The sequence below is a fragment of the Pseudomonas cavernae genome (genome assembly GCF_003595175.1).
GTDB lineage: Bacteria > Pseudomonadota > Gammaproteobacteria > Pseudomonadales > Pseudomonadaceae > Aquipseudomonas > Aquipseudomonas cavernae.
Window position 1 is genome coordinate 2,430,626 of sequence record NZ_CP032419.1, and the last position, 14,180, is coordinate 2,444,805.

12 protein-coding genes are annotated in these 14,180 nt (G+C 65.5%); 7 read left to right on the plus strand and 5 right to left on the minus strand.

Annotated features, from left to right (window positions below; translation table 11 throughout):
- The first annotated feature begins 197 nt into the window (after positions 1-197).
- From D3880_RS11195 to D3880_RS11210, 4 genes are read left to right on the plus strand one after another with little or no spacing between them, the layout of a single operon-like run.
- Entirely contained in the window at positions 198-1,532 is a 1,335-nt protein-coding gene (locus D3880_RS11195) for a TolC family protein (protein ID WP_218567607.1), read from the plus strand.
- Complete coding sequence (locus tag D3880_RS11200) at positions 1,529-2,536, plus strand: HlyD family secretion protein (RefSeq protein WP_119893525.1); 1,008 nt, start codon at positions 1,529-1,531, stop codon at positions 2,534-2,536. The genes D3880_RS11195 and D3880_RS11200 overlap by 4 nt, the downstream gene beginning before the upstream one ends.
- Positions 2,537-2,543: 7 nt before the next feature.
- Positions 2,544-3,692 carry an ABC transporter permease gene (locus D3880_RS11205; protein WP_119893526.1) on the plus strand — a complete coding sequence of 383 codons (1,149 nt, stop codon included), beginning with the start codon at positions 2,544-2,546 and terminating at the stop codon, positions 3,690-3,692.
- A complete protein-coding gene (locus tag D3880_RS11210; RefSeq protein ID WP_119893527.1) occupies positions 3,689-4,864 on the plus strand; it encodes an ABC transporter permease in 1,176 nt (391 codons plus the stop codon). The genes D3880_RS11205 and D3880_RS11210 overlap by 4 nt, the downstream gene beginning before the upstream one ends.
- Before the next feature lie 18 nt (positions 4,865-4,882).
- Here D3880_RS11210 and D3880_RS11215 read toward each other — a convergent pair whose 3' ends face one another.
- On the minus strand, positions 4,883-5,161 hold the full coding sequence (locus D3880_RS11215; RefSeq protein ID WP_119893528.1) for a peptidylprolyl isomerase: 279 nt from the start codon (positions 5,159-5,161) through the stop codon (positions 4,883-4,885).
- Positions 5,162-5,292: 131 nt separating this feature from the next.
- On the opposite strand from D3880_RS11215, the gene D3880_RS11220 reads away from it, so the two are divergent.
- From D3880_RS11220 to D3880_RS11230, 3 genes are all read left to right on the plus strand, one after another.
- A complete protein-coding gene (locus D3880_RS11220) occupies positions 5,293-6,498 on the plus strand; it encodes a PilT/PilU family type 4a pilus ATPase (RefSeq protein WP_177412169.1) in 1,206 nt (401 codons plus the stop codon).
- 96 nt (positions 6,499-6,594) lie between these two features.
- On the plus strand, positions 6,595-7,191 hold the full coding sequence (locus D3880_RS11225; protein ID WP_119893530.1) for a DJ-1/PfpI family protein: 597 nt from the start codon (positions 6,595-6,597) through the stop codon (positions 7,189-7,191).
- A gap of 402 nt (positions 7,192-7,593) precedes the next feature.
- Positions 7,594-8,043 carry a GFA family protein gene (locus D3880_RS11230; RefSeq protein ID WP_119893531.1) on the plus strand — a complete coding sequence of 150 codons (450 nt, stop codon included), beginning with the start codon at positions 7,594-7,596 and terminating at the stop codon, positions 8,041-8,043.
- Positions 8,044-8,437: 394 nt separating this feature from the next.
- On the opposite strand, the gene D3880_RS11235 is transcribed toward D3880_RS11230, so the two are convergent.
- From D3880_RS11235 to D3880_RS11250, 4 genes are all read right to left on the minus strand, one after another.
- A complete protein-coding gene (locus D3880_RS11235) occupies positions 8,438-9,208 on the minus strand; it encodes a nuclease-related domain-containing protein (RefSeq protein WP_119893532.1) in 771 nt (256 codons plus the stop codon).
- A gap of 339 nt (positions 9,209-9,547) precedes the next feature.
- The gene (locus D3880_RS11240; protein ID WP_119893533.1) at positions 9,548-11,503 is read right to left on the minus strand and encodes an acetoacetate--CoA ligase; all 1,956 of its coding nucleotides are present in this window, start codon (positions 11,501-11,503) and stop codon (positions 9,548-9,550) included.
- Positions 11,504-11,779: 276 nt separating this feature from the next.
- Complete coding sequence (locus D3880_RS11245) at positions 11,780-12,550, minus strand: 3-hydroxybutyrate dehydrogenase (RefSeq protein ID WP_119893534.1); 771 nt, start codon at positions 12,548-12,550, stop codon at positions 11,780-11,782.
- A 58-nt stretch (positions 12,551-12,608) separates the two neighbouring features.
- The gene (locus D3880_RS11250; RefSeq protein WP_119893535.1) at positions 12,609-14,000 is read right to left on the minus strand and encodes a GntP family permease; all 1,392 of its coding nucleotides are present in this window, start codon (positions 13,998-14,000) and stop codon (positions 12,609-12,611) included.
- Positions 14,001-14,180: the final 180 nt, after the last annotated feature.

Sequence of the window (14,180 nt, forward strand, 5' to 3'; positions counted from 1 at the left end):
AAAGGGCGCGATTGTAGCGGTTTGTCGCCAAAAACGGCAGCTAAACAGATCGGAGGCGGGTGAATGGGCAGAGCCTCGGTATCCGGCTACTATGCTGCCCAGGGCGCCTCGGCAGTAGGCGACCGAGCACGCACCAATCAGGAAAATACGGCAAAGTAAGGAAACCGATGCGGAAGATCCGAGGATTCGGGCTGGGCATGCTGGTCTGGCTGGCGCTGCCGGCAGCCGCGGAGCAGGCCATCGGCATAGGCGATGCGATGGATCGCCTGCGCGACAGCCCCAGGCTGAAGGCCGGCGATGCCGCCATCAGTGCGGCTGAGGGCAAGCGCGAGGCGGCGGCGGCTAAGCACTTGCCGCAGCTGGCACTGTCCAGCAACCACTACCTGCTGGACAAGGACATCGAGGTCGATCTCGGTGACGTGCGTCAGGCGTTCATCGACCGGGGCGATGGCGCCCTGGCGGCACGCATCAACGATGTCACCATCCAGGAGCGCAACTTCGGCAGCCTCGACGCCATCGTCAAGTACCCGGTGTATACCGGCGGACGCATCACGGCCGGCGTCGCGGTGGCCGAGTCGGGCATCGCGGCGTCCCGCGAGGCGCGCGAACATACCCACGAAGAACTGCTGCTGGAGCTGGTCCGGCGCTATTACGGCGTGCGTGTCGCCGACGAGGCATTGGCGGTGCAGACGGCGGCGGCCCGTGGTCTGCGCGAGCACCAGAGGCACGCCGAGCACCTCGAGAAAGAAGGTCAGATCGCCAGGGTCGAGCGGCTCAGCGCCAATGTCGCCGCCGCCGAGGCAGAGCGCGAGCGGGTGGTGGCCGAGCGCAACCTGACGATGGCACGTCAGGCACTGACCTCGCTGCTGGACGCCGAGGCGATGCCGCCCGGGCAACTGGGGATCCCCTCGGTCGAGAGCCTGCCGCCGCTGCAGCGCTTCGTCAGTGGCACCCGCGACAACAACGCTCAGCTCAAGCAACTGGCTGCTACCCGCAAGCAGGCCGAGTCGGCTACCAGCGCGGTCAAGGGCGCCTATCTGCCGACGGTCAATCTGCTGGCCATTCGCAGCCTGAGCAACTACAACCTGCCGGATGTCTGGCCGGACTGGACGGCCGGCGCGACCATCAGCCTGCCGTTGTTCGACGGCGGCGAGCGGCGCGGCAAGCTGCACGAGGCCAATGCCCGTCTGGAGCAGGTCGGTCAGACCTACGAGCAGGCGCGGCGGGACTTTGAGTTGCTGGTCGAACAGCGCTACCACGAACTGCAGAACGCTCAGGAGCAGATTCGCACGCTCAAGCGCACGCGCGAGCTCAGCGAGGAAAGTTTGCACGCCCAGCGGAAGGCCTTCAGCGAAGGCGTCGCCCGTTCACTGGACGTGATCGATGCGCAGACCACCCGCTCCAAGGTGTTGCTCGCCGATCTCAGCGCCCGCTACTCGGCATTGACCAATTACGCCGCGCTGATGCTGGTGTCCGGCCAGGGGCCGGCATTGGAGGAGTGGTTGCGCAGTACACAGGAGAATCAGCCATGAGCGAAGAAACCGGAAAATCCAGGTCAGCCAGCACGGTGTTGCTGGTCCTGCTGGTGGTCGTCGTGCTGGTCGGCCTGGCGGTGTGGGTATTCTGGCCGCAACCGCGCTACCTGGAAGGGCAGATCGAGGCCGATCGGGTGAGCATCGCCTCCAAGTATCCGGGGCGGATCAGGGCCATCCATGTCCGCGAGGGTGATGCGGTCAAGCCCGGGCAACTACTGGTGGAGATCGATAGTCCGGAGGCCGACGCCAAGCTGGCTCAGGTCCGGGCCATGGTCAGCGGTGCCACCGCGCTGCGCGACAAGGCCGAGGCCGGGGCGCGCAGCCAGGACATCGCCCGCGCCAAGGCCGGCTGGCAGGCGGCCCTGGAGGAGGCCCGGCTGGCGCAGACCACCGCCGGGCGCATGGAGCGTCTGTTCCGCGACGGGGTGATCCCGCAACAGCGCCGCGATGAAGCGCGGACCATGGCCGCCGCCGCCGCGCAGAAGACCGCCGCCGCCAAGGCCCAGTACGACGAGGCTCTGGAAGGTGCCCGCAAGGAGGACAAGGCCGCGGCCAGCGCCCAACTCGGCGAAGCCGAAGGTGCGCGCGCCGAGGTCGAGGCGGTGGTCGCCGAAACCCGGTTGAGTGCTCCGGTGGCCGGCGAAATCAGCACGCGCGTCATCGAAGAGGGCGAGGTGTTGGGCGCCGGCTTCCCGCTGCTGGTGATCACCCGTACCGACCTGCCGTGGGTCACCCTCAACCTGCGCGAGGATTTCCTGCAAGGGCTCAAGGTCGGCCAGGAATTCACCGCCCGGGTGCCGGCGCTGGGCGGCCGCGAGGTGCGCTTCAAGGTCAGCCTGATCGCGCCGCTGGGCGACTTCGCCACCTGGCGCTCGACCCGCGACCTGGGCAGTTTCGACCTGCGCACCTTCGAGGTCCGGGCACGGCCGGTCGAGGCGGTGGAGGGGCTGCGTCCGGGCATGCGCGTGGTGCTGCCTGAAACCGACCTGACCGCGGGCTGAGACCGGCATGGGTCGTTTCCTGTGCCGCGAGTGGCAGCGTATCCGCGATCACCAGTCGGCGGCCTGGCTGCTGTTCGGGCTGCCGCTCATCGGCACCATGCTGCTGCTATGGATCTTCTCCGCACGCACACCGCATGACCTGCCGATCGCCGTGGTGGACCTCGACAACAGCGCCTTGAGTCGCGAGGTCACCCGTCTGCTGGATGCCGCCAGCTCCACCCGGGTCGCGGCCTTTCCAGACAGCGTCGGTGCCGCGCAAGACCTGCTGCTGCGTGGCGAGGTCTATGCGGCGATGGTGCTGCCCCACGACCTGTTCAAGCGGATGAAGCGCGGCGATCCGGTCCCGATTCAGGTGTTCGTCAACCAGCAACTGATGACGGCGGCGGGCAGGATCAGCGTCGATGTCCAGTCGGTGCTGGGTGAGCTGTCGGCCCGCTACTCGTTGATCCAGCAGGCACAGATGGGCGGCAAGGTGGTCAGCATCCTCCCGGTGCGCGCCGAACTGCACCCGCTGTTCAACCCCGGCATCGACTATGGGCCCTTTCTCGCCTTGCTACTGATCTCGGCGACGCTGCACGTGTTCATCTTCATCAGCGCTACTCAGTTCATCGGCACCGAACTGCTGGAGAAGAGCGTACCGGCCTGGCTGGCGGCGGCGCAGGGCGGCTGGTTTCGCGCGCTGATACGCAAGTTCGGGCTCTATACCGGCTGGTGGATGCTGTTCGGCGGCTTGCTGCTGTTCGGCACCTACCGCTGGCTGGGCATGGGCATGCCCGAGCATCTGGGCGTGATGCTGTTCGGCTTGCTGCTGTTGGTGCTGGTTTACCAGGGCCTGGCCCTGCTGCTGGTGATGACCACCGCCAACTACCGGGTGGCCGTCTCGCTCGCCAGCCTGATCGCCTCGCCGGCGGTGGCGTTCTGTGGGGTCACCTTTCCTCTCGAGGCATTGCCGCTTGGTCCGCGCATCTGGGGCGAGATGCTGCCGCTGACCCATTTCGTCCATCTGCAGATCGAGCAGACCCTGGGCTCGATACCCGAAGCGGCGTCCGCTCAGCGTTTGCTGACCCTGGCCCTGATGACCATATTCTTCTGGGGGATCGGCCTGTGGCGGGCGCGGCTGGTATTGCAGACACCGAGCTACTGGGGGCGCGAATGATCGGGGCCTTCCTGCAGGCGATGCGCGAGGAGTTCGCCGCGGTGCGTCGCAACGAGGGCGCGCTGGGCGTGCTGATTGGCGCCATTCTGCTGTATGGCCTGCTGTATCCCTCGCCCTACAGCAACCAGGTGTTTCGCGACGTGCCGGTGGTGGTGGTCGACCACGACAACAGCGTCCTCAGCCGTCAGCTGATCCGCATGGCGGATGCTTCCGAGATGGTCGATGTGATCGGTCAGGCAGGCGACATGAGCGCCGCCCGCGACCAGCTGTATCGCTCGAAAGTCCTTGGCGTGGTGCAGATTCCTCGCGAGTTCGAGCGGCGCGTGCTGCGCGGCGAACAGGCGGTGATCGGCGTGTACGGCAACGCCGGTTATGTGCTGGCCTACAGCATGATCGCCGAAACCCTCACCGAAGTGGCGATGACCATCGGCGCCGGAGTGCAGATCGAGCAGCTGCAGGCCAAGGGGGTGCCGCTGGAGCAGGCCAAGGTTGCGCGGGCGGTGCTGCCGGTCACCATCAAGACGCTCTACGACCCGGCCGGCGGTTATGCCAGCTACGTGGTGCCGGCGGTGCTGATCATCATGCTGCACCAGACCCTGCTGATCGGCATTGGCATGCTTTCGGCAGACAATCGCCACCTGCCACTGTCGCCCGTGGCCGGACGCTCGCCGGGGATGTGGGTGCTCGGCCGCTGCGTGCCGTACCTACTGATCTCGGCGTTCAACTCGCTGTTCTTCTTCGGCGTGATCTTCCGCCTCTACGGACTGCCGAGCCAGGGCAACGGCTGGGTGCTGATGCCCTTTCTGACGCTGTTCCTGCTCGCCACCACGCTGTTCGGCCTGGTGGTTGGCAGCCTCTTCCGCAGCTCGATCACCGTCGGCCAGGTGCTGCTGTTCACCTCGTTGCCGGGCGTGTTCCTCGCCGGCTTCAGCTGGCCAAAGGAGATGTTGCCTGAGCCGTTGTTCTGGTTGTCGAGGATGATCCCCAATACCGCTGGCGTAGAGGGCTTCCTGCGCCTGCACCAGATGGGCGCCGACTACCGGCAGATCGAGTGGCCGCTGGTCAATCTGGCCATCCTCGCCCTGGTGTTCTGGCTGCTGGCGCGCTGGCTGACGCGGCGGCGGGTGAGAGCGGAGCAGGGAATTGCCCCCGGTCACACGGGGCAGACCTGACCTCCGGGGCGTCCCGCATCACTCGCGATAGAACACCTGCACCAGGTGATAGCCGAACTGGCTCTTCACCGGCCCATGCACTTCGCGCACCGGCTTCTTGAAGATCACCTGATCGATCGCCCGCACCATCTGCCCGGGGCGCACCTCGCCGAGGTCGCCGCCGCGCTTGCCGGATGGGCAGAGCGAATACTTGCGGGCCAGCACGTCGAAGGCCTCGCCGGCGGCGATGCGTTTCTTCAGCGCGGCCGCTTCGGCCTCGGTCTTGACCAGGATGTGGCGGGCCATTGCCTTTGCCATGACGCTGTCCTCATTTTTGCGGGGCCGGTATTGTGCCAGTATTTGCCGCGCCACCAGAATGACGCCGGTTTTCAGGCTTATCTGGCGGCAAGCCGCCGCGACTCATCGCCCAATTTACGGAAATGCCGCACATGGATCTCTCCGCAATGCTGAAAATCCTGGCCAGCCAGGATGGTTCCGATCTTTACCTGTCCACCGGCGCGCCGCCCTGCGCCAAGTTCAACGGCGTGCTCAAACCGCTGAGCAGCGAAGCGCTCAAGTCCGGCGAGGTCGCCAGCATCGCCGCCAGCGTCATGGACAGCGAACAGAGGGCCGATTTCGAGCGCGAACTGGAGATGAACCTGGCAATCTCCCTGGCGAACATCGGCCGCTTCCGCATCAACATCTTCAAGCAGCGCAACGAGGTGTCGATCGTCGCGCGCAACATCAAGATGGAAATCCCCAAGTTCGAGGACCTCAAGCTGCCGGAAGTGCTGCTCAAGACGGTGATGGAGAAGCGCGGTCTGGTGCTGTTCGTCGGTGGCACCGGCTCGGGCAAGTCGACCTCGCTGGCGGCGCTGATCGACTACCGCAACCGCAACAGCGGCGGCCACATCATCACCATCGAAGACCCGGTGGAATACGTGCATCGGCACAAGAAGTCGATCATCAACCAGCGCGAAGTCGGGGTGGACACCCGCAGCTTCCATGCCGCGTTGAAGAACACCCTGCGCCAGGCCCCGGACGTGATCCTGATCGGCGAGATCCGCGACCGCGAGACCATGGAGCACGCCCTGGCCTTCGCCGACACCGGCCACCTGGCGATCTCCACCCTGCACGCCAACAACGCCAACCAGGCGCTGGATCGCATCATCAACTTCTTCCCCGAGGAGCGCCGGCCGCAGCTGCTCAACGACCTGGGCAACAACCTCAAGGCCTTCGTCTCCCAACGCCTGGTCAAGACCGCCGACGGCAAGCGCCGCGCCGCGGTGGAGGTGCTGCTCGGTACGCCGACCATCCGCGACCTGATCAAGCGCAACGAGTTCTCCGAGATCAAGGAGATCATGGAGAAGTCGAAGAACCTCGGCATGCAGACCTTCGACCAGGCGCTGATCGACCTGGCCAACGAGGGGGTGATCAGCGAAGAAGAAGCGGTAAAGAACGCCGACTCGGCGAACAACGTGCGCCTCAAGCTCAAGCTATACCGCGAAACCCCACCGGCAGCGAGCCCCGCGCCGACTGCGCCGGTGGCTGCCACGGCCAAGGCCAGCGAATCCGGCGACTGGAGCATGGAACTCAAGCTCGAGGACATCGAAGAGGAGGCGCAGCCCGAAGCTCCGGGGCGGCACGGCATCTGAATCGGCTGTACCGCTGAGTCAGACGCTCACTGTACCGGGCGATCCGCCGTCGTTCTCTCTACAGTCGCTGCAGGGCTCAACCGACAGGAGCGGAACATGCGCATCGCCGTACTGACCTTCGATGGCTTCAACGAACTGGATTCCTTCGTCGCCGCCGGGCTGCTCAATCGCCTGCGCGGCCAGGGCTGGCGGGCGGAAATCACCTGCCCGACCGAGCAAGTCACCTCGATGAACGGCGTGACCGTGCACGCCCAGCAGCCGCTGGAGTTCGCCAATGCGGCGGATGTCGTGCTGTTCGGCAGCGGCGTGCAGACCCGCGCGATCGCCACCGATACCGCCATCCTTGACCGCCTCAGCCTCGACCCGCAGCGGCAACTGATCGGCTCGCAGTGTTCCGGCGCGCTGCTGATGGCCAAGCTGGGCTTGCTCGGCGACCTGCCGGCCTGCACCGACCTGACCACCAAGCCCTGGGTCATCGAAGCGGGCGTGCGCGTGCTCGACCAACCGTTCTACGCTCAAGGCAATCTGGCCACCGCCGGCGGCTGCCTGTCGGCGCCCTACCTGGCCGCTTGGGTGATCGCCAAACTGGCCGGCGAGGGCGCCTGCGCCGAGGCGCTGCACTACGTGGCGCCGGTGGGCGAGAAGGAGGACTTCGTGGCCAGGGCGCTGGGCGTGGTGAGGCCGTATCTGTAGTAGTGGCGACCAGTTGCTGGCGTACTGCTCGCAGCGCTCCTGAGTCCGCCCCACGGGCTGAAGCTCGAGGAGAGCCGCCGGAAGACCCGGGGCGACCGGGGGCCGAGGCGGAGCACAGGCTTTTGTAGGAGCGAATTTATTCGCGATTCTGGAGCGACTCCGCATAGCCCCTTGTCGCGAATAAATTCGCTCCTACAGGAAAGGGCATTGCCTGCCAGGCCCGAATTTCTTATGCCCGCGCTTGCGAGGAGGGCAGGCCACGGTTTCTCGCGGAACGACCACACTGTAAGAGGAGCCCGCAGGAGCCCGACTTCTGCGGTCGTTCGAATAGTCACTTGCTGAACGCCGGGGCGCAGGCCCGGCGGTTAGCGCTAGGCATCACTCGCATAGAGGAGGCTGATCATGAGTGATTCATTCAAAGCGGTAGGAGGGTGCCGCTGTGATACCAACCCCGTTCGCTACGAGTACACCGCCCGACCCGCCGAAGTGCATTACTGCCTGTGCACCGATTGCACCGACATCTGCGGCGGGGCCATGGCGATCATCGCCGTGGTCGACAAGCAGTCCTTCCGCATCACGGAGAATGCGGACAAGTTGCGCACCTTTCACTCCAAATCCACCTGCCATCGGCACTTCTGCAGCGCATGCGGCTGCCATCTGTACGTGCACGTGGATTCCTTCGCTGATTTCGAGCTGGTGCACGTGCCGACCCTGGACCGCGACCAGGATGTGGGCGGCAAGCCCGACCGCTGGGTATTCGTGCGCTCCAAGCACCCCCTGCTGACCCTGCCCGAGGATGGCTTGCCCCGGCATCAAGGCTGGGCCAATAGTGGTGAGCCGGTAGCGGCTTGACGAGTTATCCGCGACCGGCTTGTGGCTGGCGTACTCCCGTAGCCGTACGCCAGCCGCAGGCGGACTGTTCGCTGCGCTTCTGAGTCCGCTCGAAGGTCGCGACTCAGCCCGTAAGGAATGCTCGAGAAACAATGCACCGCGTGCTCCACAGCTTCAGCAGATCGCGATAACCCGCCAGCCATATAGGCATTGGTAGGATGGGTTGAGCGCAGCGATACCCATCCTACGGTTCTGCGTGGTCCGCTAGCGATCGCCAGCAAGCCACGCCGCGCCGGTTAAAGCACTCGCACCTGCAACGACCTAATGGCCATCATTGGCTCGATGAAAGGGTGGCAAGCGTTCACGCAGAATTCCTTCTCAATGGTGCTTACCCGGTCGGTACACAGGCGCCGCCTCAAAGGCTTTGCATCACCCGGCATTTGGGGAAAGTCGAGCAACCCCAGAATTGCTGGCCGGCTTTGGGGCCGGATTTGATGCTACGGATGACCAGGGCGCTGCCGCATTTCGGGCAGTTGCGTTCGGCGTTGGGGTCGCTGCGCCGTTTGAGGTTTTGCACGTGCGCGCGGTGGGTGGCGAGTGTCGGGGCGAGGCGGCCGGTTTGCAGGGTGTGCAGCATCGCCTCGACCTCGGAGGCGCTGAAGACTGGCTGCTGGAAGGACTTGATGTAGCGGACAAAGCCGATGCCTTCGGTGACGTTCGCCGGCATCGGCGTCTTGAAGCTGCTGCCGCCGACAAAGGTGATCACCGAGTGCAAGTGCTCGGGGGCGATGCTCAGCGCAGCCTCCAGTGCCTTGAGGTGCTTGAAGTTCTGCCGCAACGGGTTCTGGAACTTGAAGCTGCGCTTGTAGAGCTTCTGCGTCCACTGCGCCTGCTGCTCGTTGCCGAAGATCCAGCCGCTCATGTTCTTGGTCTCCAGCACGAACAGGCCGAAGGGCGAAATAAACACGTGGTCGATCTGCGTGCTGCCGTCCGGTGTGGTCAGGGTGACGTTGTGCAGGCGGCGATAGGTCTTCTGGTCCAGCATCCAGTGGGCGAACAGGCGCACCAGCAGCTCGCCGAGCTGGCCCTTGGCCCAGGGCGACTTGAGCAGGCCGATCAGCAGCATCAGCGGGATCAGCCAGCTGGCCGTGCTCCAGAGCTGCGCGATGATGGGGGTGAAGTCCATTTCCGAATCTCCTTGGTGATGGGGCGATGAGGCTGGAGCAGTGGGGTGGATGGTGCGCACGCCGCCGGCTAGCACCGAAAGGTCAGGGCCAGCACGGTATCTGAGGCGAGCGCTGTAGGAGCGAATTCATTCGCGATCAAGGCACACCACCGTGGCGCCCGTAAGCGTCCGTGCAGACAGGCTCAGCGGCATGGGACGACAGTAAACAAGCTGGCCAATTTTGGCCAGTTATGCGGAGCGCGCCCGGATCCAGACTCCGGCGTGGCCCTGGTCGCGAATGAATTCGCTCCTACAAGTGGGCACGCCTGTAGGAGCGAATTTATTCGCGATTGGAGCAGCTCAGTCCTTGAGCTGCGGTAGATCGCGGAACAGCTCCAGCGCCTGCGGGTTGGCCAGAGCATCGGTGTTCTTCACCGGTTGGCCGTGCACCACGTTACGCACCGCCAGTTCGACGATCTTGCCGCTGATGGTGCGCGGGATGTCGGCGACCGCGATGATCTTCTCCGGCACATGCCGTGGCGTGGTGTTGGCGCGGATGATCTGGCGGATCTGCTTTTGCAGTTCGTCGGTCAGCGCGACGCCCTCGCGCAGGCGCACGAACAGCACCACGCGCACGTCGCCGTGCCAGTCCTGGCCGATGGCGATGGATTCCATCACCTCCTCGACTTTCTCCACCTGGCGGTAGATCTCGGCGGTGCCGATGCGCACGCCGCCGGGGTTGAGCACGGCGTCGGAGCGGCCATGGATGACCAGGCCGCCGTGTTCAGTTTCCTCGGCGTAGTCGCCGTGGGCCCAGACGCCGGGGAAGGTGTCGAAGTAGGCGGCGTGGAATTTCTCGCCCTGCGGATCGTTCCAGAAACCCACCGGCATCGACGGGAAATGCCGGGCGCAGACCAGTTCGCCTTTCTCGCCGATGACCGGCTGGCCGGCGTCGTTCCAGACCTGCACGTCCATGCCCAGACCCTTGCACTGCAGCTCGCCGCGCCGCACCGGCAGCACCGGGTTGCCGAGGGCGAAGCAGGAGACGATGTCGGTGCCGCCGGAGATGGAGGACAGGCACAGGTCCGCCTTGAACGCACGGTAGACGTAATCGAAGCTCTCGTGCGCCAGCGGCGAACCGGTGGAGAGGATGGCCTTCAAACGCTGCAACTTGTGGCTCTGATTCGGCAGCACGCCGGCCTTCTCCAGCGCGGCGAGGTACTTGGCGCTGGTGCCGAAAATGCTGATGTTCTCGGCGTCGATCAGGTCGATCAAGCGGGAGGCAGAAGGGTGGAACGGCGAGCCGTCGAACAGCACCAAAGTGGCGCCCAGGGCTAATCCGGAGACCAGCCAGTTCCACATCATCCAGCCGCAGGTGGTGTAGTAGAACAGGGTGTCGTCTGCGCCGAGGTCAGTGTGCAGGCCGTGTTCCTTGACGTGCTGCAGCAGGGTGCCGCCGACGCCATGGACGATGCACTTGGGCACGCCGGTGGTGCCGCTGGAGTAGAGGATGTACAGCGGCTGCTCGAAGGTCACCGGAGTGAACTGCGGCTCGCCGCCGGGCTGGTAGAAGTCGTTCCACAGCGCCACTTGCGCCGGCGTGCGGAAGTCGTCGGCCTGCGCCTCGCTACGCGAGTAGGGCACCACCACCAGCTGTTGCAGGCTGGGCAGGCGTTCGAGGATTTCGTTGAGCTTGGCGGTCAGGTCGAGGTTCTTGCCGGCGTAGCGGTAGCCGGCGGCGGCGATCAGCACCTTGGGCTCGATCTGGCCGAAGCGGTCGATCACCCCCTGGGTACCGAAGTCCGGCGAGCAGCTCGACCAGGTGGCGCCGAGGCTGGCGGTGGCGAGCATGCCTACCACGGTCTGCCAGGTGTTCGGCATGAAGGCCGCGACGCGGTCGCCGATGCCCACACCGGCATTGCGCAGGCTCTGCTGCAGGCCTGCGACCTGCGCGGCCAGTTCGGCATAGGTCAGCTGTTCGCGGCTGCCGTCCTCGCCGATGGCGACCAGCGCCGGACGCGCGTCGCGGCGGCGCAGCAGGTGCTCGGCGAAGTTCAGAGTGGCGCCGGGGAACCAGTGGGCGCTGGGCATCGCCGGATCTTCCGCGAGTACGGCGCTGGGCGCGCTACTGAAGCGAACCTCGAAGAGGTCGACGATGGCCTGCCAGAAGGCTTCGCGCCGTTCCACGCTCCAGGCGTGCAGGGCCGGGTAGTCGGCCAGGCTCAGGCCGTGGCGCTGATTGACGAAATGGCGGAAGGCATCCATGCGGGTGGCGGCGATGCGTTCGGCGGAGGGTGTCCAGAGTGGTTGCGACATATCGGAATTCCGTGCTTCGTGGTTCTTAGAACCTGTTTCGGATCTGCTGCGCGTCGGCGATACAGCGTTAAAAACCGCCTCAGAGTGCTCATTTACAACTCGTAAACTGCGCTTCTTCGGCTGTTTTTGCCTTGTCTCGCTCTAGCTCGCGAGATCCGAAACAGGTTCTTATCGTAGGGTGGATGTCGCTTTTCACATCCACCGGTTTGTGGTGGAAAACGCTTCGCGGCTTTCTACGGGGTGGAAGGCCACCCTACAGGCTCGTTCCAACAAGGCTCACTGCGCCAACCAGCCGCCGTCCACGTTCCAGGCGGCGCCACGCACCTGGCTGGAGGCCTCGCTGCAGAGGAACAGCACCAGTTCGCCGAGTTGCTCGGGGGTGACGAACTCGCGCGACGGCTGCTTCTCCGCCAGCAGGTCGTGACGCGCCTGCTCGACGCTGCCGGCGGCCTCGGCGCGGCTGTCGATCTGCTGCTGGACCAACGGGGTCAGCACCCAGCCGGGGCAGATGGCGTTGCAGGTGATGGCGCTCTGCGCGGTTTCCAGCGCCACCACCTTGGTCAGGCCGACGACGCCGTGTTTGGCGGCCACGTAGGCGGCCTTCTGCGCCGAGGCGGCCAGGCCGTGCACCGAGGCGATATTGACGATCCGCCCCCAGCCGCGCCGGCGCATGCCCGGCAGCGCCAGGCGGGTGGTGTGGAACACCGAGGACAGGTTGATGGCGATGATCGCGTCCCAGCGCTCGAGCGGGAATTCCTCGACCGGCGCGACGTGCTGGATGCCGGCGTTGTTGACCAGGATGTCGACGCCGCCGAATTCGCGTTGGGCGTAGGCGAGCATCTCGCCGATCTGTTCGGGGCTGGCCATGTCCGCCGGATGATGGCCGACCTTGCCGCCGTGCTTGGCGACGGCGGCGAGCGCGGCCTCGACCTCGCCGAAGCCGTTGAGCAGCACATCGGCGCCGGAAGCGGCCAGGCGCTCGGCGATGCCGAGGCCGATGCCGCTGGTGGAGCCGGTGACCAGTGCGGTCTTGCCTTTCAGATACATGGGGTTCTCCTGCGATTGCGTCGGGCCCGGCGAGCCAGGCCCTGTTGAGCCGGCGTGATCAGACGATACCGGTAGCGTAGAAGGTGCCGATCACCACGAACACCGCCAGGGTCTTGATCAGGGTAATGCCGAAGATGTCTTTGTAGGCTTCGCGGTGGGTCAGCCCGGTGACCGCCAGCAGGGTGATCACCGCGCCGTTGTGCGGCAGGGTGTCCATGCCGCCGCTGGCCATCGAGGCCACGCGGTGCAGCACCTCCAGCGGAATGCCGGCGTTGTTGGCGGCGGCGATGAAGTCGTTGGCCATGGCCGCCAGGGCGATGCTCATGCCGCCCGACGCCGAGCCGGTGATGCCGGCCAGCAGGGTGACGGTGATCGCCTCGTTGACCAGCGGATTGGGGATGCTTTTCAGCGCGTCGGCCAGCACCAGGAAGCCGGGCAGCGAGGCGATCACCGCGCCGAAGCCGTATTCCGAGGCGGTGTTCATCGACGCCAGCAGCGAGCCGCCGACCGCGGTGCGGGTGCCTTCGGCCAGCTTGCCGCGGATGGCGCGGAATCCGCACACCAGCACCAGCAGGATGCCCAGCAGCAGTGCCGCCTGCACCGACCAGATGGCGGTCAGCTTGGCTACGTCGCTCTGCACCGGCGCGGCCATGCCGGCCAGCTGCAGGCTGTGGGCCTTGCCGTACAGCTCGGGAATCCAGCGGGTGAACATCAGGTTGGATACGCCGACCAGCACCAACGGCGCGATGGCCAGCCAGGGGTTGGGCAGGCTGATGTCGTCCGGGGTTTCCGGCTCGTTGCGCAGGTTGCTGCCATAGCCTTCACCGCTGCGCCGGGCTTTGCCCAGCTGGCGCTGTAGGTAAAGCATGCCGACGCTGAACACGAACAGGGTGCCGATCAGCCCGAGCCAAGGGGCGGCCCAGGCGTTGGTGTTGAAGAACGCCGAGGGGATGATGTTCTGGATCTGCGGGGTGCCGGGCAGGGCGTCCATGGTGAAGCTGAATGCACCTAGGGCAATGGTGGCCGGGATCAGCCGCTTGGGGATATCGCTCTGGCGGAACATCTCGGCGGCGAACGGGTAGACCGCGAACACCACCACGAACAGCGACACGCCACCGTAGGTGAGCAGGGCGCAGACCAGCACGATCACCAGCATGGCCTGGCTGGTGCCGAGCAGGCGGATGGCCGCGGCGACGATGGCGCGCGAGAAGCCGGACAGCTCGATCAGCTTGCCGAACACCGCGCCGAGCAGGAACACCGGGAAATACAACTTGATGAAACCGACCATCTTCTCCATGAACACGCCGGTGAAGGCCGGCGCCACGGCGGACGGGTCGGTGAGCAGCACGGCGCCGAGGGCGGCGATCGGGGCGAAGAGAATGACGCTGTAGCCGCGGTAGGCGGCGAGCATCAGCAGGGCGAGTGCCGCAAGGGCGATGACCACACTCATTGACTGGTCTCCTGGGGCTGCGTCGCGGCGAACGGTTCGCGCACGCGCAGCGATCTGTTGTTTGTCTGCGGCCTGGGCCGCCAGGTTTCATGGACTCGGGCCTATCACTTGCTCACGATCCCTTCTCCGGGCAGCGGACTTGCCGCTTTGCCCCCTCTCCCGTTTACGGGAGAGGGGAGT